Genomic DNA, 20400 nt, shown 5'->3' with positions numbered 1-20400 from the left:
GGGGACGGCGAGTTTCGGTGCGGAGGCCGTGAGTCGCAACCTGGACATTCTCACCGAGCGTGAACAAGCGGTACTCCGGTCCGCGGCCGTGCTGGTGGCCGGCTGCGGCAGCGTGGGTGGTGCCGTGGTCGAACCGCTGGCGCGAATGGGCGTCACCCGTTTCCGGCTCGCCGACCCGGACAGCTTCGACGTGTCGAATCTCAACCGGCAGGCGTGCGTGGTCGCTGATGTCGGCCAGCCGAAACCCGAGGTGCTCGCCCGCCGGGTAGTCGCGATCAGTCCCACCGCCGAGGTGCGCACCTACCCGGACGGTCTCACCCTCGAAAACCTCGACGAGGCGCTCGACGGCGCGCACGTCGCCTTCGACGCGATCGATCCCGCGATGTCCGCGTGGGTCAAGTACCAGCTGCACGAACGCGCCGCCCGACGCGGCATTCCCGTCGTCGCCGGAGTCGACTGGGGCGGAAAACCGGCCGTGTTCGTCTTCGACTACCGCCGCAACCCGCTGCCGTTCCACGGGAAGGCGACCGCGGAAGCGCACCGGGACAACCGTCTGTGGGAGTCCGTGCGCTGGTTCGGCAGGACGCACTTCCCCAGCGACTACCTCCCCGTCATGTCCGACCGGCTGGCCAACGGCGGTACCTGGCCGCAGATTTCCTACTGCGTGATGGGTCTCGGCGCGCTCGGCAGCAGGGTTGTGCTCAACTTGCTGATGAACCGACGGGTGAAACCCGTCGTGACGGTGGACTTCCATGCTGCGGCCATGCCGAGAACCGCTGCGTTAGCACACCGGGCGCGTATGCCGCTGGAACTCGCCCGGACTCTGTGGACCATTCACCAAGTGACGAAGAAAGGCGGTTCTCGGCCCGTGCGGAGCGTGCAACGGGAGCGCGAACTGCCCCCGGAACTCACCGGCGTGCTCAACGGCGCCCGACTCGCGCCTTCCACGTACAACTCCCAGCCGTGGCGCTTCGAAATCGTCGACGACCACACTGTCCAACTCGCACTCAACGGGCAACGCTGGCCGACAGCGCATCCGGACGAGCTGGGCTGGGCCGAGGACCTCGGATGCGCGCTGGGGGCTCTTTCGTACCTCGCGCACGGCGAATGGGAGGCGCACGAGGGTGCGCTCACGGACCAGAACTGGTCCGCAGGCCGATTCCGCCTCGATCGCCTGCGTGACGACTTCCTGACCCGCCAGGGTGTTCTGGGGGCACGTTCGACGCACCGAGGCGACATGCTGTCCACCCCGATCGACTGCACGACCCTGAAGCAGCTCGAAAAACTGTGTACCGACCGAAATGTCAACCTGGAGACGATGAGGGGCTCGCAAGCTCGAAGCAGGCTCCTCGGCCGGACCGAACACGATAGGTCCACATTGATCGGCAACGAGGACGAAATGTGGGCGTGGGTGCGCAAGCGGGCCGCTACCGAGTCCGGCCGCAGTTGGTTCGGCACGCCTCACGACCTGCTCGGCATCTCCGGTGTCGCCGGACGTCTTGCGTCGGCTCTGGCGGGATCTGCGATACCGGACGCGGCCAAACGTCACGTACTGGCACGTGCCGTCGAGCACGGGCGTGCCCGGCAGCTGCGCAATTGCGGCGCGGCACTCGTGCTGCGTGGCCCTCGTCGGACCGTAGCTGACCGCATCAGCGCGGGCGAGACGTTGATGCGACTGTGGCTGTCCCTGGTTGAGCAGGGATACGCGGCTCAACCATTGCTGGGAGAATTCGGCGGACTCGGGACTCCCTCGACGGGAGACACCTCCGGCGACAACGCCGTGCTGGCGGTCCTGCGTGTCGGCAAGGGAACCAGACCACCGACCACGCGGGTGGCGCGCTGTCCGCTGGCGATGTCGGTGAAGTGGGTCGAATAGAAAACTCCGCTGAACTCGGGCCTGGGGAGTCCGCGCACCCGCGAACTCCCGGTGGCCTCGCAGTGCAGTCCTGCTCCCGACACGCCAGCGTGCCGGGAGCAAGGAGCGCATTAACCCACTGTCACGGTCACCATTGCGTCATGCTGGCGGCTGGGGTTGTGCAGCCGAGACGTCAGCCTGGTCGAGAAGCCACGACACCGTCACGTCGATGACCTCGCGCTCCACGTCCCGGAAGCCGTGTCCGCCGCCTCGTACGCGGTGCCAGTCCGTGCGCGGCCGCCGGGCTGCCACCTCACGGGCCACCTCGTAGGAGACGTGCTCATCCGCATCGCCATGCACGACGAGCGCGGGGATGTCGCTCGCGAGAAAGGCAGGTCGCGGGTCAAGCTCCGCGAATTCTTCGAAGAGGTGCGCGCCTAGTTCGAACCGTCCCTCGATATCGAGAAAACCCGTCTGTTGCAAGGAGCTCAGGTCGCTGTAGAGCTGCCGGCCGCGTGGCAGCTCCGGTTCCAGGAAGGTCCGCCGTAGATCGAGCACTGGCTGCCACAGCACCACCGAGTCGATGGGCAACTCGCCCAACGAGAGCGTGGTGCTCACGGCACCGAAGCTCGACGCCACCACCGACACCGGGCGTTCGACCGACTCCACGGCTGCCCGCAAGTCCAACCGTTCTCCCGCGATCGTCATGTCGCGTGGCCTGCCCTCGCTGCGGCCGTGCCCGCGGAAAGAGAACCGCAGCACCGAGAATCCCGCGGCCGCAAGCCGATCCGCCAGGATCCGGAACAGCCCTTGCTCTTCGAGGTCAGCGGTGATGCCGTGGGCCAGGACCACAGCATCCGCACCGCCCTGATGCCAGGCAGCCTCAAGGCGGACACCGTCAGACGTGACGATCACAGGTGAACCTCGGTCCGGAGTCGGCCGATCGCCGCGACCACCCTCGTGCAGGCAAGCATGGCGAAGTCTTCCGTGGTCACGATTCCGGCGATGCCCGCCGGTCGCATGCTGAGCCCCGCTGCCACTGCAGTAGCCTCCTCGTCGAGAACGCGGATCAGACACCGAGACTGAACGGCGTATCCCCGTGGATCAAGCCCCTGGTCGAATTTTGTCCTGCAGGACTAATATGCATTAGCACCTTGACAGAAGCGCGGTGATGGACGGGTCGCGGACTCGCGTGCACCATCGAAGCTGGCATCCGTGCTGAGGACTGGGTTCCGGATTGATGGCCGTGGTCTACCGGGGCGGCCGTCGGCAAGGGTCTGGACGCAGGGCGTGTGCAAGGTTGATCTGAGGGAAACTACCTAAACCGGACAGGTCAACCTTTCACGCGCCCTGGGGCTGGAGGTGTGTCGGTTTGCCGGGAGCGGTGTTGCGCAGCGGCGACACGATGACCCAGGTATGTCGCAGACCCGCCTCTGGAGCTGGGACCGTTTGATCAGCAGCGATGAATGAACGAGCCACCCCAGGACAGCGGCGCGATCGACCATCCGCCGCTATACGCCCGCCTCCTGCGGTGCGTCCTCGCCGGCGAGCGCCTGCCGCACGTCGGTGGTACTCAGCCGGACCGATGCCATCAGGTTGCCGGACAGGTCTACCTCGTCGGTGCCGCTGGAGGCGATGTAGGTGAGGATGCGTTCGCGGAAGAGCCGGACGTGGCCTACCGCGACGGCTTCGGCGGTATCGGGGTCTCGACTCTCGTAGGCGTCGATGAGCGCGGAATGGTCGTGGCTCACCCGCGCGAAGTGGTCGTCGAGGCGGTTGGAGTTCCAGTCCTCCGCGCCCCCGAACGCGAGATATCCGAGCCGCTGTCCCTCGTCGTAGATGCGTCCGGCGAGGACGGCGAGGTACTCGTTACGCGCGATGCGCGCTTCGAGGTTGTGCAGCGCGGCGTTGGTTTCCGCGATGTCCGGCGCGGACCTGCGCTGGATCGCGTCATTGACGACCGCGTTGGCCTCGCGTAGCTCGGCGATCTCGTCGGAGGTCACGCGGTTGGCGACCAGCCGTGCGATCGCCTTCGCGGTGACGATGTTTGCTTCGAAGAGGTTGCTGATGCCCGACAGGTCCAGCGGTCGCACGGTGAAGCCGCCGCCGGGATGGGCCCGGATGAGGCCTTCGGAGGCGAGTAGGAACAGTGCTTCGCGCGCCGGGGTGCGACTCAGCCCGAGCTCGTGGCTGAGCTTCATGTCGTCGATCCACTCACCAGGCGTGAGGCGCAGTGTCATGTACCGCGCCTTGATCTCGGCATACGCCCGTTCCATCTGTGTCCGCTGTCGCCGTCCCACGTACACCATCCTGGCACATCGATTTTTCGCCCTTGACCCACGATAGACGCTTTGTATTATCTCTGCATGCAGAATGATGGGGCGTTCGAGCTGCCGGTTCCGGTCGAGGTTGACCACGAAACCGGGAGGTGGAGCGTCGACGGTTTGCCGATGGTGCTGGTGCCTCAGCACCTGCTCGTGAACAACTTGGATGCGGTGGAACAACGGGTCGGACGGGGCGAATCCGCCCAGCTGTTCCGGGATGCTGGTCGACGGTCGGCGTGGCACTGGTGCGCTCATGAATCCGCGCGGCTCGGGCTTGCGGGGGCAGCGATCGTCCGGCACTACCTGGACCGGTTGACTCGCCGTGGCTGGGGTCGCTTCGAGATCGACGCACTCGACCCCGTGCGAGGCGAGCTGCGGGTGCGGGTGCGGCATTCCGCCCTGTTACCCGTCCCAGGCTCGGTCCGATCCGTCGATCGGGCCTGCTACCTGTTCGAGGCGTGGTTCGAGGGTGCGCTCCAGTACGTATCGGGCGAATCGGGGATTGTGGCCGTCCGCGAGATTCAGTGCGGCATCAACAGTGACGAGTGCCTGTTCACCAGCAACTTACCCCAGAAGGTGCCATGACAAGTAAAGACGCCACTGACGCGAGAATGCTGCGCAAGGTTATCCGCGCGGCGTCCATCGGAAACTTCGTCGAATGGTTCGACTTCGCGCTCTACGGTTTCCTGGCTACCGAGATCGCCAACAACTTCTTTCCGAGCTCCAACTCAACGGCCGGCCTGCTCAAGACCTTCGCCGCATTCGCGGTGGCCTTCGCCTTACGCCCCATTGGCGGCGCGTACTTCGGCGCGCTGGGTGATCGCATCGGCCGCAAGCGCACGCTGGCCATCACGATCCTGCTCATGGCCGGATCCACGGTCGCCCTGGGTATCTTGCCCACCTACAGCGCAATCGGCATCGCCGCACCGATCCTGCTCGTGCTCATCCGATGCGTGCAGGGCTTTTCCACCGGCGGTGAGTACGCTGGCGCCTGCGCGTTCGTGCTTGAGCACTGTCGCCGAGATAGACGCGCGTGGTACTCGAGCTTTCTGCCGGTGAGCACGTTCGCGGCGTTCGGCACCGCGGCCATCGTGTCCTTCGGTTGCAGCGGGCTGTTCGGCGCAACCGCGATGACCGAGTGGGGATGGCGGCTCCCGTTCCTCATCGCCGCGCCATTGGGTGTGTGCGGCTTCTACATCCGCTCGAAGCTGGATGAGACGCCGGACTTCCAGCAGGTCGCCGACAACGACACGGTCGCATCCGCGCCGGTGCGGGAGGCCTTGCGATCGCATGGGCTCACCATGACCAAACTCGGCCTGTTCATTTGCACAACGGCGCTGTCGTTTTACATGTTCACCACCTACATGACGACCTATCTCAAGGTAACCGCCGGGCACGACGCGTCCATGACGTTGTTGTCCAATGTGCTTGCGCTGATGTTCGCGGCCGCGCTGTGCCCGTTAGTCGGTCGCTTCTCCGACCGTTTTGGCAGACGCGTGACCATGTTCACCGCCTCGGGGTTGCTGGTCGTCGGTGGGTTGCCCGCGTTCCTGCTGGCTGGCAACAGCGGTCTGGCGCCAGCGGTCTTCGGGCAGCTACTGCTGGCGCTGGGTGCCGTGTCGTGCAACGTCGTGACCGCGGTGCTGCTCGTCGAACTGTTCCCGACACGCGTGCGCTACACCGCTTCGGCACTCACTTACAACCTCGCCTACGCGGTGTTCGGCGGCACCGCACCGTTCATCGCGACCTTCCTGATCGAGGTCACCGGCGACCCGCTGGCGCCCGCCTACTACCTCGCGGTCGCCTCGCTCGTTGCGCTTGTCGCCGCATCGACACTGCCGGAGACCTCGCGGAGCCCGCTGTCCGCTACCGACCCCGTGTCCCAGCAAGGAGCGATCACCTCATGACTGCCAAGAAGATCACGATTTTTCCCGCCAAACGAGTGCTGACCCTGGACCCGGGCCGTCCGAGCGCGCCTGCGGTGGCCGTCATGGACGGGCGCGTGCTGTCCACCGGCAGCATCGAATCCATGAAGCCGTGGCTCGACCGGCACGAGTACGAGGTGGACGACAGTCTGCGCGACAAAGTGATCATGCCGGGTTTCATCGACCCGCACACCCACTTCGCGATGTCGTCGGGCTATCTAGGCGTGCCGTATCTGGGGCCGATCGACTCGCCCGGCCCGTGTGGCACCAATCCCGGGCACCCGACACGCGAGAGCGTCATGGCGGAGCTGCGTGCGCTCGACGCCCGATTGCCCGCAGGTAAGACGCTGGTCGCGTGGGGATTCGACCCGGCCATTCAGGGTGGTCACCTGCACCGCGACGAGCTGGACGGTGTCGTGGGGGAGCGGCCGGTGTTCATCATCTCCTTGGCGCCGCACTACCTTTACGCCAACAGCGCCGCACTGAGCACCACCGACGTCACGGACGACAGCGCGGTCCACGGCATCGGGCGATACCCAGACGGGCGCCTCAATGGCCAGTTCATCGAGTTCGCCGCACACAAGGCCGCGGTCGGACGATCAGCTGCCGACCTCGTTGCGGACACCGGTGAGCAGGGGCTGCGCGACATGGCCGCCCTCGCCGTGCGCTCCGGCGTCACCACCACCGCAGAGCTCCTGTTCGGCCTGACCGACCCCGAACACGAGTGGCGCATCCACGACGCCGCGTTCAACGATCCGGCAACACCGGTGCGCATGGCCCTGGTGTCCTACGAGATGACCTTGCACGACAACCACGGCGACAAGGCGGCGCAGCACCTCGCGGAGCTGCACGAGCGCAACAGCGAGACGCTGTTCTTCCACGGCGTCAAGTTCCTCGCCGACGGCTCGTTCCCGGCCATGTCGCTGCGCGTGCGCTTTCCCGGCTATCTCGATCTCAGTAACGGCGTGCGCAACGACGTCCCTTGGGAGCAGCTTCACGAGCGCATGCTGCCCTTCTGGCAAGCCGGTATCCCGATTCACTGCCACGCCAACGGAGACGAAAGCATCGACGCCGCGCTTGATGCGCTGTCGAAACTGCAGGACATCCGACCACGTTTCGACCACCGGTTCACCCTCGAGCACTATTGCATCAGCACACCCGATCAGGCGCGCCGGGTGAAGGCTCTGGGCGCGCAGGCCAGTGTCAACTGCTACTTCGTGCACTATCGCAGCCACGTGCACAGCCACGAGGGCTACGGCCCGGACCGTTCCGAGGCCGTCGGCCGTCTCGGGTCACTGGAGCGCGAGGGCGTGACCTTCGCCCTGCACTCGGACTTCGCCCTGGTCGCGGTCCCCATGCACCCACTGACCGCGGCCTGGGTCGCGGTCAACCGCCTCGGCGCGGACGGCGAGACGGTGCTCGCCCCCGGTGAACGCATCGGCGTCGACCGCGCACTCCGCGCGATCACCGTCGACGCCGCGCACATCCTGGGCATGGAACGCACCGTGGGCAGCCTCGAACCCGGCAAATTCGCCGACTTCGCCATCCTCGAAGAGGACCCCTACGAGGTGCACCCGACCGAACTGCGCGACATCCCCATCTGGGGCACCGCCCGCTCCGGCGTACTCCACCAGGCGTAGCCCGACAGCCGCACAGTGAGATCTTCAGCAGTCTTGATCGCGGCAGGAACCTGTCGATCTACGCGCTCGACGATTACTCCCGTACCGAGCTCGTGATGCACAACCACGGGGATTGACCGCCACGCACGAACAGAACCCTGATGCTGACCATGCAGGGAAATAGGGGTGAGCCGATTCTTGCAGCTGCTGATATGTCAGTTGTCGGCACAGCATCGCCCAGTCGTGCGGTTACCGGTCGGTACCCGATCTCCCGAAATGAGTGTCTATTTGATGTCAACGCAAACCCATGCCCACAGTTATCAATTGCGCGCTCCCCCAACGGGTTCTGGTCGTGATGACCGGATGTCGGCCAATGCGGCTGGCCAGGTTGTCCACCGCTGGCCACTCTGCTCGGGCGAAAGGCTGATCGGCGCCGTGAGCAATGCAGCTCACCCCGACGAGTCCTTCGCAGTACGCGGTTAGCTCTGCCCCGATTCGTCGCGGACGAGGGAAGTACTCGCGGCTGTGAGGTTCGAGTGCCCGGTGATTCCGGTTCGCGGCGACCCAATGCACCGTGATCGGCAGCGCCCGCCCGGTGACCTTCCGGGCGGGCGCTGTAGTCGTCCTGGACGGGCAGTCAGCTGACGATCGACTGACGCACCTCGGCGAGGCACCGGGCGAACTCGCGGGCCTGGGGATGCGTCAGCTTTGACGCGGTGATGCGGACCCCATGCGGGGTTCTGCTTGCCGGGGTTCGGAATGGAGCACCGTCCCGAACTGACCAGCCGACGTCCCGCAGTGCTGAGACCACGGCGGTGGAACCATGCGGCACGGGCACCCAGACGTTGAAGCCGTCGGTGGGGAACGGGGTGTCGACTCCCGCTTCGGTCAATTCACCGCGCAGTGCGTCAATGCGCTCGGCGTACGTGCGGCGAGCGTGGTCCAGTTGTCGTGTAACGGCATCCGACTCGAGTAGATTCGCCGCAAGCTGCTGGAGAAGGTGGCTCACCCAGGTGGCACCAGGTCGCAAGCGACTCCCGAGTCGGTCAGCCGTTTCCCGCTCGGAGGCGACGACCGCGACACGTAGATCCGGTCCGAGGAACTTCGCCACCGATCGCACGAGTGCCCAACGTTGCGTGGTAGGTGGGGTAACCCGGTTGTAGGAGTGGCGAGAGATCACGGAGAAGTGGTCGTCCTCGATCACAAGCACGTGTGGGTAGCGCTGCAACACCGACCTGATCTCTCGGGCGCGCTCGGCCGTGAGGCTGACTCCCGTCGGATTGTGCGCCCGGGGCGTAACAATGACGGCCCGAGCCCCCTCGTGGAGTGCGGCCCGCAGGGCTTCCGGCTCGAGTCCCTCGGCATCGACGTTGACGGGAGCCGCGCGGAATCCGTTGAGTCGCACCGTCCCTTCGCTCGCGTAGAAACACGGATCTTCCACGGCGACCAAGTCGCCACGCGTCAGGTGGGCGGTGAGGAGTCGCTCGACCGCATCGACGGCGCCGTGAGTCACCGAGATCTCGAAGGAGCGGTCGAGTTCGGGCGTGAACGAGTTGCGTGCCCATTGGGCCAAATGCGGATCGATTACCGGACTCCCGTACATCTGCATCCGGTAGTCGATCTGGGACAGCGCTGCCCCGACATCGGGAAGCAGGGCGGGGTCGGGATTGCCGCTCGAGAGGTCCACAAGCTCGGTGTTCACGACCGTCTCGCCCTCTAGGTGTGGCAGGGACGTGATGATGGTGCCGCGCCGGCCTTTTGTTTCGGCCACGCCGGCGGCGACCAGCATTCGATAGGCGGCGGCCACGGTGTTGCGATGCACCCCGAGTTCGAGGGCGAGGTCACGAATCGGCGGGACCGCATCGCCGGGTTGCAGCAGACCTGTGCTGACCAGGTTTCGCACGCTGTCGGAGATCTCACCTGCCGAGGCACCGATGATCGGCGCGCGATCTACGGCGTCTTTCGTCACCTTTCCAGTGTATGGCACGTGACAGAGCCGGGTCTCAACTTGTACCGTGTTTGTCACGTGACAAAACTGGGTCTTGCCGATAGCCGCCCGCCATCACGACGCCCATCAAGGAGTAGCGATGTACCTGCCGAAGCATTTCGAGGTGTCCAAGAACGACACCGCGGCCCTGCTGCGCAAGGGCGGATTCGGTCACCTGATCACCCCGGCTCCGGACGGCAGCATGGAGACGACCTCGATGCCGCTGCTCTACGACGCCGACAGGCACTCGCTGGTCGGGCACATGTCACGGCCGAACCCGCATTGGCGCTACACCGCCGAGGCGGAATCGGTGGTGATCATCCCGGGCTTCGACGCCTACGTCACGCCGGAGTACTACCCGAGCAAGCAAGAGACCCAAAAGGTCGTCCCTACGTGGAACTACCAGATCCTCAGCGTCTACGGGCAGCTGCGAGCCCATGACGACCGCGACTGGCTGCTCGATCACGTCACCAAGCTCACCGACAACCACGAGAGCGGCCGCCCGAAGCCGTGGAAGGTCACCGACGCTCCAGAGAAGTTCATCGCGATGCAGCTGAAGGGAATCGTCGGCATCGAACTGTCGATCACTCGCGTGGTGGCCAAGGCGAAACTGAACCAGAACACCACCGCCGAGGATCGGGCTGGTGTCATCCGTGGCTTGGAGCAAGGCACCCTGCCCGAGCGGGAGACCGCCGCGCACATGGTGGCCATCGGACTGGACAACAGGTAAGTGGACGACCGCGTGACAGCTTCAGTAACAGAACCGACTCCGGTCGCTCCGAATACCAAACCGTGCGGCGCGCATTGCCGCGCAAGCATGGGTTCGTGCCCGGGCGTGAGCGATCAAGAAACCGGCTCCGGTGGAACTGATCGGGCCGTGTTCGGTCACGTGGCGATCAGCAGAACCCATCGCCGATCTGCTGTTGCGCCAAGGAAACATCGCAAACGCCGGGAAGATGTCCGTTCGCTCTGTTCCGCCAGGTCCGCAAGGGCCGTCCTATGTTGATCAAGGTTTGAGATGACCTCGTCTCTTCTGGGGCGCGGTGATCTGACCAATGAGCGGTGGGCGAAGTCGGAACCGTTGCTGCCAACGGGAAAGAAGTCCGGGCCTCCGCCGAAGCATGCGAAACGGAAGCTCATTGCGTTGATCAGTACGGCGAACGTGTTCGTCACGCGCATGCAGACGGAGTGGTCACGCCACCACGATCGAATCGGGCGAGAATACTGGGCCGTGCCGCGACGGCCTCAACTCCCTGTCGGTGTGACCGGACCGCCGCACCGCGATCATCCCCGGCAGCCCGTCATCGACCGGCCGTCTCGGCTAGGGCGGTTTCGAGGATCGCCAGGCCGCGATCGATCTCGGCGTCGGTGGCGGTCAGCGGCGGGGCGATGCGGAACGTCCCGCCCATGCCGGGCAACTGCACGATGTTCATGTGCAGGCCGAGCTCAGCGCAACGCCTGGTGACGGCGGCGCCGAGCTTGTCGGCGTCCTTGCCACCCGGCCCGTCGACCAGCTCCAGCCCGACCAGCAGACCGCGCCCGCGCACGTCGCCGATCACCGGATACCGCCCGGCGAGCTCCGCCAGACCGCCGCGCAACCGCACGCCCAGCTCGCGGGCGCGCACGTCGAGGCGGGCGCGGCAGACGGTGTTGCCGACGGCCGCCGGAAGCGGGTCGTTGACGTGCGTGGTGAAGAACAAGAACCCGCGGTCGTGGGCTTCCTGCTCGATCTCGGCGCTGGTCAGCACAGCGGCGAGGGGCAACCCGGCGCCGAGGGTCTTGGACAGGGTGAGGATGTCCGGGACGATGCCGTCACGTTCGAACGCGTACCAGTCACCGGTGCGGCACAGCCCGGTCTGGGCCTCGTCCAGGATCAGCAGCATGCCCCGCTCGCGGCACTTGTCCCGCAGCGCCAACAGGTAGCCAGGCGGGAGGTCGACGACGCCGCCCGAGCTCAGCACGGGCTCGACCAGGCAGGCCGCGAGGCTGCCGACCGACTGGGCGTCGATCAAGTCGAAGCCGAGGTCGAGCTGCCGGCGCCAGTCCAGGTTCCCGTCGGCGTCGACGATGCCGGGCCGGAACCCGTCGGGCACCGGCAGGGCGAAGTTCCCCGGGGCGGCGGGCCCGTACCCGACCCGCCCGGCGCTGTAGGTGGCGTTCGCCGCTGCCTGTGTCATGCCGTGCCAGGACCGGGCGAACGAGACGACCTCGTGCCCGCCGGTGACGAGCTTGGCCATCCGCAACGCGGCCTCGTTCGCCTCGGCACCGGTGGTCAAGAACATGGCCTTGTCCAGCGGCTCCGGCAACGTCCCCGCTAGCCGCTGGGCGAGGTCGAGCACCGGGCGGCTCAGCATCCCGCTGTAGAGGTGGTCGAGCCGGGCGACCTGCTCGCGAACGGTCGCGACGATCTCCGGGTGGGCGTGTCCGAGGATCGCGCTCATCTGCCCTGAGGTGAAGTCGAGCAGCTCGTGCCCGTCCTCGGTGAACACCGAACTGCCCTCGGCGCGGGCGATGATCCCGGGGCTGAAGACGCCGCGACCTGAGTAGCGGACGAGGTGGCGTTCTGGTGCGGTGCGCGCGATGTCGTCCAGCATGGCCCCGACGCTACGAAGGACGCAGCTTCGCGTCCATCACGCGATTTCGACGAAACTGTTCGATGGAGCCGCACAATGTTGGCATGCTGAATCCGTGGCGCCTGCGCCTGCTCGGCCTGCTCGACAACCTCGGCACCGTCCGCGCTGTGGCCGAGACGCTGCATCTGAGCCCATCAACGGTGTCCCAACAGCTCGCGGTGCTCGAGAGCGAGACTCGCAGCCGGCTCCTGGAGCGGTACGGGCGTCGGGTGCGGCTGACCCGTACCGGGATGGCACTCGCCCGCCGGGGCCGCGAGATCCTGGACCAGATGGCCGAGGCGGAGGCCGAACTGCGCGCGCTCAACGACGAGCCGATCGGCACCGTCCGGCTCGGGGTGTTCCAGAGCGCGATATACACGCTCGCCGTACCGGCGGCGGCCCGGCTGGCGGACTCGCATCCGCACCTGCACGTGGAGCTGATCGAGTCCGAACCGCACGAGAGCGGGGCCGCGCTGCGCACCGGCGAGGTGGACGTGATCGTCACGACCACGGACTACGTCAAGTTCCCGTGGGACCGGGACCTCGAAGTCGTCCCGCTGGGGACCGACCCGGTGGTGCTGGTCCTGCCGCCGGACCATCCGCTCGCGCGACGCCGGGTGGTCGACCTCGCCGCATGCGCGGAGGAGACCTGGGCGTGCGACCGGCAGGGCTCGTACATGGCCGAGCTGACCCAGCGGCTGTGCCGCGAGTCCGGCTTCGAACCCCGGGTGGCCTGCCGGTTCAGCAACTACTTGCTGCTGCTCCAGCACGTCGAGTCCGGCCGGTCGGTGGCGATGCTTCCCGCGCTGGCCGTCCCACCCGGAATCCCGGTTGTCACTCGCGAGCTCAGCACGCCGGTGCACCGCAACGTCGCGATCGTGCGGCGCCGGGAGGCAGCGCTGCGCGCGGCCGTGGACGCCGTCGGCGAGACGCTGCTCGACCACCCGGACATCCCGGCCCTGTCCGCGCCCGGCTCCGCCGGACACCGGGCGAACTGAGCGAGCACCTCGTCGCGGGTGGCGTGCGGGCGCGTCCGGCGTTCCCGGGTGCGGATCTGATTTGCTGGACCTGATCGAGCCCGGCCACCGTGGTCGCAGCCGCCGTTCCGCGGGATGAACTCCACACCTACGCCACCTGAGATCACAGCCCTTTGATCACCGCTTCTTGTCCGACGCGGCATTTCTCTCGGTGGCTATCGCGGTGGACACCCGTTCCTGTGCGGAGGGCACCCGATCCAGCTCGATTCCGAAGTACTCGTGGTATGTCTTCAGCAATGCCTCGTCGGTGTCGAGCCGCCGCAGGGTACGCCGCCCGTCGTCATCCTCGATCAACACCTTCCCTCGCAGCGTTCGCTTCCCCCGCTCGGTGCGTGCGATGGAAATCGGCGCTGCCGCGAACGGCGACCGCGGGGACGTGCGATACCACCACAGGGACCGGCTCCCGTATTCCACGTCGCGGCCCCTGGTTTCCAGCCGGTACAGCAAAATGCCATCCAACGACACGTCGAAGTCGCCCTCGGGCGCGGTAGTCAGCAGGTAGGTGCCGTGCGGATCGGGTTGCGGTTCGCGCAGGTCGATCCGCAGCGGGTGCCTGCTGTTGTTTCCCTGACCGACGTCGACGAGCCAGGACACCTGGTCGTGCCCGGACAGCGGAACTGTGACCCCCAGCGCCATGTGGCCGATGCCCTTGTCGAGTACCGAGTTCCGGTAGATCTGGCCGTGCAGCAGCTCCACCTGGTAACCGAACGTGCCCAACAGCATGCCGAACGCGGAGTTGAGTTCCAGGCAGCACCCGCCCCGCTGCTGTGCCACGATCTTCTGCACGGCATCGAGCGTATGCGGCACCGGTTCCCCCGTGTAGAGCGCGATTGTCTCGAACGGGATCGACAGCACGTGGCGTTCCTGGAGGTGCCGTAGCGTCTCTAGGTCCGGGCTGTCCGGGCGGTCGGCGCCGATCCGCGCCAGGTAGGCGTCGACGTGGTGCTCAGCAAGGGCTGGCAGCATATTGTGGTGTCCTCTGTGTACGGAGGTCGTCTCGGCAGTCGTCACAGTGCTTCCGCGTCGTGGTCGAAAAGCCAGTCGAGGGTGTCGCTGACGGGCCGGGCTTCGGGACGCTGCTGGGATTCGGAGGCACCTCGGTGGAGGTTGCGCCCCATGTCACCGGACAACTGTTGGACCTTCGTCGCCCGCGGGCGGCGCACCTGCTCGTAGGTTCGCAACGCCACCGAGACGTCGTCTCCGTGGCGTGCCAGTGCACCGGCCAGGGCAACGGCGTCTTCGATGCCCTGACCCGCGCCCTGAGCAGTGAAGGGCAGCATCGGGTGCGCGGCATCGCCTGCCAGCGCCGTCCGGGCGGTGGTCCAGGCCGGGCCGTCCTCGCGGACGTGCAGGCCCCAGCGGGTCACCGTTTCCGCGGCCTCGACCAGGGGATGCACGTTGTCCCAGTCGGCGAAGGCGTCGAGCACATCCTGGGCCTTTCCCGGCTCCGACCAGGATTCCGCGCCCCACTCCTCGGCCGACAGGGTCGCGACGAAGTTGACCAGTCTGCCGCCGGCCACCGGGTAGCACACGAAATGCCTGCCCTCCCCGGCCCAGACGATCGACCGGGGCTCGGTGAACGAGGCGGGCAACCCGCTGGCGTCGACTAGGCCGCGGTAGACGCTGAAACCCGAGTACACGGGCTGGTCGTCCACCCTGGCCCGGCGCACCGCAGACCGGATGCCGTCGGCGCCGACCAGCACGTCGGCGCCGACGTGCCGTCGGCGAACCGGCACCGCACGGCCGCGTCGTCCTCGGCCACCGACTCGCAGGCCTTGCCCAGCTCGACCACGCCGTCGGGAAGCAGGGACGCCAGCAGCGCGTGCAGATCGAAGCGGGCGAGCAGGTAGTACGGCGCGCCGTACCGGTTTTCGCAGTCGTCCAGCGGGATGCGGCCCCGCACCTGACCGGTGCGCCCATCACGCATCTCGATGGCGGTCGAACGCACCGCCCCGGCCGTCCGCCAGCCCGAGGCGCTGCAGCAGGCGCACCGCGTTCGGGGCGAGCTGGATGCCCGCGCCGATGTCGCCGAAGGCGTTCGCCTTCTCGTACACTGCGACGCCGATGCCCGCCCGCCGCAGAGCCGCCGCGAGGGCGAGCCCGGTGATGCCCGCCCCCACGACCGCGACCTCCAGTGGTCTCGTGTCGCTCATCGTCACTTTTCCAAGCAGAACTCGTTGATCGGGTAGCCCACGTGCCGGTCCTGCGTGGGGAGGTAGCCGAGAACCGTGTCTCCCGGCTTGAGTTCAGTGCTGTTGAGCACCACACCCGCCGGGCCGAGCACGCGCACGTGCCAGTCGTCCTGCAGGATTAGGTTGACCGTCTGCCCGTCCGGAGCCACTGCGTCCACGGAGATCAGCGGGCGGCTCTCGATCTTGACGCGGCCCACGGTGACCATCCGGGTCCGGCCCGAGGTGTCCACCGCCATGACCTTGCTGCCGGACTTCAGCTCGCTCAGGTAGTGGGTGCGGCCCTCGGCGGAGAGGGTGTACGAGTGGATGGCGCCAGCGTTGACCCGGAATGGCCGGGTGGGCATGTAGGGGAGTGGATGGGTCTCGCTGACGCACAGGATCATGCCCTTGGAGTGCGAGCCGACCAGGATGCCCTCGTCCTTGCGGAAGTAGGTGCAGGTGTCGACGCAGGCCCGCTCGCCCATGCCGACGTGCTCGGTCGCCGTGACGGTCAGCTCGACGAGGTCCAGCGCGGGACTGCCGTCCGCCGCTGCGGCCTTCAGCGCCGTCGTGTCACCCACCGCCGCGGGCGCCAGCATGACGCCGTCCGAGCCATGCTCCAGCACGCCGAAGATGATTTCAGCCTCGGTCACGTCCTGGGCGATGGTGACCAGCTTCCCGGACGAGCCCGCGGCGGCGGCGATCACGATCTCCAGCGGAATCTTCGTGGGATCGCGGAAGTACAGCAGGCTCCACTTGTTGCTCTGTGCCGACCGGCACGCCTCGTCCAGGGTCGCGGCGTCGGTGATCTCGACGTACTGCCCGAACTCAATTTCGGGATGCGCCGCGGCGAGCTCGTCGAGTTGCCCGTGCTCGTCGGGGACGACGATCACCACGTCTGCCTGGCCGAAATCGTCCGGTAAGCTCGTTCCGGTCGGGAACAGGATCTTCCGCACCGTCGGCGGCAACCCGTCGAAATCGGCGGTGGAGTCCGATAGGATTCCATCCACCTTGATGTGGAGCGCCTCTTCCAGAACGGCGGACTTGGTCGGGCAGGTACGCACGTCGACCCAGGTGAGCTTCATGAAATTTGCATCCTCGGATGTGCAGGGAATTGTCAAAGGACTCGGGCGGAAGAATTCGAAACGGCTTACGCCATATCCCGCTGGGCGGCGGTCAGCTCGGTCGGAGCGGCCGGCACGATGTCGCCGTGCACCCGCTGCGCAAGCTTCCGGGTGAGATTTCCGGGATGCGGAGCCTGGAAAATGTTGCGGCCCATTGCCAGCCCTGCCGCGCCGCCCCGCATCGCCCCATCGACGAGCTCCAGCAGGTCTTTCTCGTCTGCGGTGCGCAGGCCGCCGGCCACCACGATCGGAATCGGCGACGTGGAGGTGATCCGGCCCATTGCATCGTCCGAGCCGACGTAGTAGGTCTTCACCATGTCGGCTCCGAGCTCGGCTGCCACCGTCACGGCGTGCACGACCGTCTCGGGATTCCGCGGATCGGTGATCCGCGGGCCGCGGGGGTACATCATCGCCAGCAGCGGAACGTTCCAGCGGTCGCAGGATTCGGCCACCGCCGCCAGATCCCCGAGCTGCCGCGCCTCCTCGCGGGAACCGATGTTCACGTGCACGCTGACCAAGTCGGCGCCGAGTCGCAGCGCCTCCTCGACCGTCCCGACGAGCACCTTGTGGTCCGGGTCTGGCGCGTGCACGGTGCTCGCGCTGAGGTGCACGATCAGAGACAGTTGCTTGAACCAGGCCGGGTCGACGAAACGCACGTTTCCTTTGTGGAGGACCACGGCGTCCGCGCCATTCGTGGCGAGCTGGCCGACGAGATTGTTCAGGCTGTCCCCGCGACCCGCGCCGGGGCCATCGGTGAGTGGATGGTCGAGCGGGACGATCAACGTCCTTTGTGGATTATTTCGAAAAAGTCGATTGAGGCGTAAACGACGCGCCGTTGATAAATGGCGAAAGTGTTGCTTCATTCAGCCATCCTCTTGTGGTTGTCCGGGAAATGGCCACTGTCCGGGTGAACTTATGAGACGGCGAGTTGCCGCGTCAACGGCATTGCACCTGCGGGAAAGATCCTTTGAACAGAAAGGGAAAAAATATATTGATTTCTCAACTATCGTTGACGGTGGGTTAATTTCGGTGGTAGCTCTGCTTTGGGTTGAATTCCAGTCAATTCGTGGTGATGTATCCAACAAGCCTGTTTTCGAGGTCAGCCCGGCGGTGTTGGCGTTGAACTTCCCCGTCGGCAGGTGAGCCAGCGGCCCGGATTTGCCGTCGGCGATGACCCGTTCGATCACGGCGTGGTCACGGTGCTTCCCTTCGGTCTGGAGGGTTTCGGCGGGGCTGTCGGTGACGATCGGGTGGTAGCGCCCAAGCCGGAAACAACTCGCCCTGGTCGCTGCTGACAGGGGTTTGGCCAGGTCACGGACCTGGAGCACGATCAGCCGGGCGGTATGCTGCCGGTGTTTCGGCTTCCCCGCAAACGCGGTGTATGCCGGTATTCGGCGACCTTGGCCCGCTGAGATCGACTCACCGGTGTCGGGATCGACGACCGCCTGGGGATAGCGGATCTGCCGCCAGGCCTCGGCCGGAATGCTGACAATCGCGGCGGCGATCGAGGGGCTCATCCCGTCGACAGCGAGAAATACGACCCGGCCCGGCGGCAGCCCGCGACCACATCCACGGTGTAGAACTCCGAATCCGCCCGCACGATCCGCATCCCGCAGCGCCCGGCTTGGTCGGCGGCGGTCAGGGACTCGGCGAAGACCGGGCTGCGCCACGCACATCGGCTGCTCTGCCCGCGCGCAGCCGTACCAGCTCATCGGGCACCCGCCGCACGCACGGATCGGCCTCGGTAGCCAGCTCCTCCTGACAGTGCTCCAGCGGTATTCGGCCGCAACAGCATCCCGGGTCGCCCGGAAGCCGTGCAAAACCACGCCGAAGCCTACGCCCGCTCCCGGCACCGGATTTCGGGGTCGCGATTTTTTGGGCTGCTCCGACCCGAAACTACTCACGACCGTTGACAATTCCTCGTCTGGCGCATTCGCGTATTGCGGCTATGTCCGGTCGAGTCCGATTTTCCGGTGTCCAGGCCAGCGCGGCACCGCACAGCGGGAGGTCGACTACTTCGATGTAGGCGACACCTGCCCTGGGAAACAGTTTTTTCGTTGAAGCCGGTACGAACATCATGGCTTCACCGAGGGCAATTGTCGCGAGGAGCGCCTCGATGTCCGTGACCGTCGGCCCATATCGAACGGGTGTGCCGTCCGGCCGGGGGTTGACGGTCCAGTAGTCCCACCAGTTGCGCGATACCTCGGGCGGCGCGTCCGCAACCGCGCGGTCGGCGAGTTGGGCCAGGGTGAGCTGCTTCTCGGTGGCCAGCGGGTCGTCGGCGGGTAGGCAGGCGACTCGCGGTTCGGTCGCGAGGTCTAAGGTCTGGATCCCGGGCGGGACCGGTGGGCGCACGAACGCGACGTCGACCTCTCCCCGGTTGAGCGCGCTGATCTGACCAGCGAAGTTCAGGCTGCGGACCTCAACGGAGATCCCGGGGTGCCGGCGACGCAGCCCGGCCAGCGTGGTCCGGGCGTAGGGCAGCGCTGCATCGGCTCCGCACTGGCCGACCACCAGGTGGCCGGTCACCATGCGGGCGTGCAGCCGAGCTCGCTGCAGGACACCGGACATCGCCGCGGTGACCGCGTGTGCCTCGGGCAGCAGGGCCTCGCCCGCGGTGGTGAGGACGACGGCCCGGCTGTTGCGCTCGAACAACTTCACGCCCAACCGGGTTTCCAACGCGCGGAGCTGCCGGCTCAAAGCCGACTGGCTGATGAACAGGCGGGCCGCAACTCTCCCGAAGTGCAGTTCGTCGGCCAGCGCCAGGAAAAGTCTGAGCTGATGAATGCTGGGCTCTCGGGCCTGGCGTGCCAGCCCGCTGGTCGCCTCTTCGTTCGAGCGATTTCCAGCCATGCACGTTAGGTTATCGGTTCGGCACATCTTGTAATAGCGGTTTGGCTTCCCCGCATAGGCTGGTCGTCGGCATAATCCTGGCTCGTGATCCAGACCAGAATCGTCGGCCTGGTGTCAACTGGGGGTCCTTGGAAGATGGTGCGCGTACTCGTCGCCGACGATCAGGCCGTCGTGCGCAAGGGGATCAGGGTTGTCCTCGACCCGGTGTCTGACTTCGAGGTCGTCGGCGAGGCCGAAGACGGTGACCACGCGGTGCGGCAGGTGATCGCGCTGCGGCCGGACGTGGTGCTGATGGACATTCAGATGCCGGGCAGTGGGATAGCGGCCACCAGACGACTCGCGGAGCATTCCGAACTGGACGTGCGGGTGCTCATGCTGACGACCTTCGACGTCGAGGAATACGTCTTCGACAGCCTGCGGGCGGGCGCCAGCGGGTTCCTGCTCAAGGACGTGGAACCGGAAAACCTGATCTATGCGGTGCGGTCGGTGTACGCGGGGGGCACCGTGCTTGATCCCGCGGTGACCGGCCGGGTCGTCGACCGGTTGCTGCGCCGCGACACCGCTCCGGTGCGCGCGGAGTCGTGGCCGGACCGGGCGGAACCGGGGCACTTCGACGTCATCGAGCTGACCCCGAGGGAGCGCGAGGTCGTGCGGCTGATCGCGCGCGGCCGGAGCAACGCCGAGATCGCATCGATCCTGCAGCTGTCGAGGACGACGGTGAAGACGCATGTGGCGAGCGCACTCAGCAAGTGGAACCTGCGGGATCGCGTGCAACTCGTGGTGCGCGCCTTCGAAACGGGGCTGGCGCAGATAAACGGCAACGAGAACTGCCGGGCGTTGTGACCGTCCTACCGACGCAGCGGACGAACCGGCCGGAACCAGCCGAAACCCGT

The 20400-nt window shown here is 66.5% G+C and carries 20 protein-coding genes; 7 read left to right on the top strand and 13 right to left on the bottom strand.

Annotated elements, in window-relative coordinates; all coding sequences use genetic code 11:
• Positions 1-28 precede the first annotated feature (28 nt).
• On the top strand, positions 29-1876 hold the full coding sequence (locus SSPN_RS0116800) for a ThiF family adenylyltransferase (protein ID WP_010696347.1): 1848 nt from the start codon (positions 29-31) through the stop codon (positions 1874-1876).
• Positions 1877-2014: 138 nt separating this feature from the next.
• Here the strand turns inward: SSPN_RS0116800 and SSPN_RS0116795 are convergent, their stop codons facing one another.
• The 3 genes from SSPN_RS0116795 to SSPN_RS0116785 form a co-directional block, all read right to left on the bottom strand.
• Positions 2015-2770, bottom strand: coding sequence for an alpha/beta hydrolase (locus SSPN_RS0116795; protein ID WP_010696345.1), 756 nt, complete (start codon positions 2768-2770; stop codon positions 2015-2017).
• Positions 2767-2895: a hypothetical protein gene (locus SSPN_RS61655; protein ID WP_010696339.1), complete on the bottom strand. Its 129-nt coding sequence runs from the start codon at positions 2893-2895 to the stop codon at positions 2767-2769. The genes SSPN_RS0116795 and SSPN_RS61655 overlap by 4 nt, the downstream gene beginning before the upstream one ends.
• A 471-nt stretch (positions 2896-3366) precedes the next feature.
• Positions 3367-4131: a GntR family transcriptional regulator gene (locus tag SSPN_RS0116785; RefSeq protein ID WP_010696337.1), complete on the bottom strand. Its 765-nt coding sequence runs from the start codon at positions 4129-4131 to the stop codon at positions 3367-3369.
• Positions 4132-4221: 90 nt separating this feature from the next.
• Between SSPN_RS0116785 and SSPN_RS0116780 the strand changes: the two genes are divergently transcribed.
• From SSPN_RS0116780 to SSPN_RS0116770, 3 genes are read left to right on the top strand one after another with little or no spacing between them, the layout of a single operon-like run.
• Positions 4222-4764: a DUF5943 domain-containing protein gene (locus SSPN_RS0116780; RefSeq protein ID WP_029535414.1), complete on the top strand. Its 543-nt coding sequence runs from the start codon at positions 4222-4224 to the stop codon at positions 4762-4764.
• A complete protein-coding gene (locus SSPN_RS0116775; RefSeq protein ID WP_237710567.1) occupies positions 4725-6086 on the top strand; it encodes an MFS transporter in 1362 nt (453 codons plus the stop codon). Before SSPN_RS0116780 ends, SSPN_RS0116775 begins: the two co-directional genes overlap by 40 nt.
• Positions 6083-7744 (top strand): amidohydrolase, encoded by a 1662-nt coding sequence (locus tag SSPN_RS0116770; RefSeq protein ID WP_010696330.1) that lies wholly within the window; start codon positions 6083-6085, stop codon positions 7742-7744. The genes SSPN_RS0116775 and SSPN_RS0116770 overlap by 4 nt, the downstream gene beginning before the upstream one ends.
• Before the next feature lie 616 nt (positions 7745-8360).
• On the opposite strand, the gene SSPN_RS0116765 is transcribed toward SSPN_RS0116770, so the two are convergent.
• The gene (locus SSPN_RS0116765; protein WP_010696328.1) at positions 8361-9692 is read right to left on the bottom strand and encodes an aminotransferase class I/II-fold pyridoxal phosphate-dependent enzyme; all 1332 of its coding nucleotides are present in this window, start codon (positions 9690-9692) and stop codon (positions 8361-8363) included.
• Between the two features lie 118 nt (positions 9693-9810).
• Between SSPN_RS0116765 and SSPN_RS0116760 the strand changes: the two genes are divergently transcribed.
• Entirely contained in the window at positions 9811-10440 is a 630-nt protein-coding gene (locus SSPN_RS0116760) for an FMN-binding negative transcriptional regulator (protein WP_010696325.1), read from the top strand.
• A 571-nt stretch (positions 10441-11011) separates the two neighbouring features.
• On the opposite strand, the gene SSPN_RS0116755 is transcribed toward SSPN_RS0116760, so the two are convergent.
• Positions 11012-12304: an aspartate aminotransferase family protein gene (locus SSPN_RS0116755; protein WP_010696324.1), complete on the bottom strand. Its 1293-nt coding sequence runs from the start codon at positions 12302-12304 to the stop codon at positions 11012-11014.
• An 83-nt stretch (positions 12305-12387) separates the two neighbouring features.
• On the opposite strand from SSPN_RS0116755, the gene SSPN_RS0116750 reads away from it, so the two are divergent.
• Positions 12388-13320, top strand: a complete 933-nt coding sequence (locus SSPN_RS0116750) for a LysR family transcriptional regulator (protein WP_044574193.1) — start codon at positions 12388-12390, stop codon at positions 13318-13320.
• Between the two features lie 156 nt (positions 13321-13476).
• On the opposite strand, the gene SSPN_RS0116745 is transcribed toward SSPN_RS0116750, so the two are convergent.
• The 8 genes from SSPN_RS0116745 to SSPN_RS0116720 form a co-directional block, all read right to left on the bottom strand.
• A complete protein-coding gene (locus SSPN_RS0116745; RefSeq protein WP_010696320.1) occupies positions 13477-14325 on the bottom strand; it encodes an arylamine N-acetyltransferase family protein in 849 nt (282 codons plus the stop codon).
• A gap of 41 nt (positions 14326-14366) precedes the next feature.
• Positions 14367-15029 carry an FAD-dependent monooxygenase gene (locus SSPN_RS44190; RefSeq protein ID WP_237710652.1) on the bottom strand — a complete coding sequence of 221 codons (663 nt, stop codon included), beginning with the start codon at positions 15027-15029 and terminating at the stop codon, positions 14367-14369.
• A complete protein-coding gene (locus tag SSPN_RS56760) occupies positions 14966-15307 on the bottom strand; it encodes a hypothetical protein (protein WP_010696316.1) in 342 nt (113 codons plus the stop codon). The genes SSPN_RS44190 and SSPN_RS56760 overlap by 64 nt, the downstream gene beginning before the upstream one ends.
• Positions 15279-15512, bottom strand: a complete 234-nt coding sequence (locus tag SSPN_RS51220) for an FAD-dependent oxidoreductase (RefSeq protein WP_083821752.1) — start codon at positions 15510-15512, stop codon at positions 15279-15281. The genes SSPN_RS56760 and SSPN_RS51220 overlap by 29 nt, the downstream gene beginning before the upstream one ends.
• 2 nt (positions 15513-15514) lie before the next feature.
• Positions 15515-16615: a 3-dehydroquinate synthase II gene (locus SSPN_RS0116735; RefSeq protein ID WP_010696313.1), complete on the bottom strand. Its 1101-nt coding sequence runs from the start codon at positions 16613-16615 to the stop codon at positions 15515-15517.
• Positions 16616-16680: 65 nt separating this feature from the next.
• Positions 16681-17517, bottom strand: coding sequence for a 2-amino-3,7-dideoxy-D-threo-hept-6-ulosonate synthase (locus SSPN_RS44185; RefSeq protein ID WP_044573006.1), 837 nt, complete (start codon positions 17515-17517; stop codon positions 16681-16683).
• The gene (locus tag SSPN_RS54860) at positions 17518-18171 is read right to left on the bottom strand and encodes a hypothetical protein (protein WP_143539573.1); all 654 of its coding nucleotides are present in this window, start codon (positions 18169-18171) and stop codon (positions 17518-17520) included.
• Positions 18172-18550: 379 nt separating this feature from the next.
• Complete coding sequence (locus SSPN_RS0116720) at positions 18551-19507, bottom strand: LysR family transcriptional regulator (RefSeq protein WP_010696308.1); 957 nt, start codon at positions 19505-19507, stop codon at positions 18551-18553.
• Between the two features lie 135 nt (positions 19508-19642).
• Between SSPN_RS0116720 and SSPN_RS0116715 the strand changes: the two genes are divergently transcribed.
• Positions 19643-20350 (top strand): response regulator, encoded by a 708-nt coding sequence (locus tag SSPN_RS0116715; RefSeq protein WP_010696307.1) that lies wholly within the window; start codon positions 19643-19645, stop codon positions 20348-20350.
• Positions 20351-20400: the final 50 nt, after the last annotated feature.

It is taken from the genome of Saccharopolyspora spinosa NRRL 18395 (genome assembly GCF_000194155.1).
Lineage (GTDB): Bacteria > Actinomycetota > Actinomycetes > Mycobacteriales > Pseudonocardiaceae > Saccharopolyspora > Saccharopolyspora spinosa.
This window is presented reverse-complemented; position numbering and strand designations above follow the sequence as displayed.

Bases quoted from the DNA above. Each gene is read 5' to 3' on its own strand.
- SSPN_RS0116785 (WP_010696337.1), bottom strand. From the start codon at position 4,131: ATGGAACGGGCGTATGCCGAGATCAAGGCGCGGTACATGACACTGCGC.
- SSPN_RS0116780 (WP_029535414.1), top strand. From the start codon at position 4,222: ATGCAGAATGATGGGGCGTTCGAGCTGCCGGTTCCGGTCGAGGTTGAC.
- SSPN_RS0116770 (WP_010696330.1), top strand. From the start codon at position 6,083: ATGACTGCCAAGAAGATCACGATTTTTCCCGCCAAACGAGTGCTGACC.
- SSPN_RS0116760 (WP_010696325.1), top strand. From the start codon at position 9,811: ATGTACCTGCCGAAGCATTTCGAGGTGTCCAAGAACGACACCGCGGCC.
- SSPN_RS0116755 (WP_010696324.1), bottom strand. From the start codon at position 12,304: ATGCTGGACGACATCGCGCGCACCGCACCAGAACGCCACCTCGTCCGC.
- SSPN_RS0116750 (WP_044574193.1), top strand. From the start codon at position 12,388: ATGCTGAATCCGTGGCGCCTGCGCCTGCTCGGCCTGCTCGACAACCTC.
- SSPN_RS0116745 (WP_010696320.1), bottom strand. From the start codon at position 14,325: ATGCTGCCAGCCCTTGCTGAGCACCACGTCGACGCCTACCTGGCGCGG.
- SSPN_RS51220 (WP_083821752.1), bottom strand. From the start codon at position 15,512: ATGAGCGACACGAGACCACTGGAGGTCGCGGTCGTGGGGGCGGGCATC.
- SSPN_RS0116735 (WP_010696313.1), bottom strand. From the start codon at position 16,615: ATGAAGCTCACCTGGGTCGACGTGCGTACCTGCCCGACCAAGTCCGCC.
- SSPN_RS44185 (WP_044573006.1), bottom strand. From the start codon at position 17,517: ATGAAGCAACACTTTCGCCATTTATCAACGGCGCGTCGTTTACGCCTC.
- SSPN_RS54860 (WP_143539573.1), bottom strand. From the start codon at position 18,171: ATGAGCCCCTCGATCGCCGCCGCGATTGTCAGCATTCCGGCCGAGGCC.
- SSPN_RS0116720 (WP_010696308.1), bottom strand. From the start codon at position 19,507: ATGGCTGGAAATCGCTCGAACGAAGAGGCGACCAGCGGGCTGGCACGC.
- SSPN_RS0116715 (WP_010696307.1), top strand. From the start codon at position 19,643: ATGGTGCGCGTACTCGTCGCCGACGATCAGGCCGTCGTGCGCAAGGGG.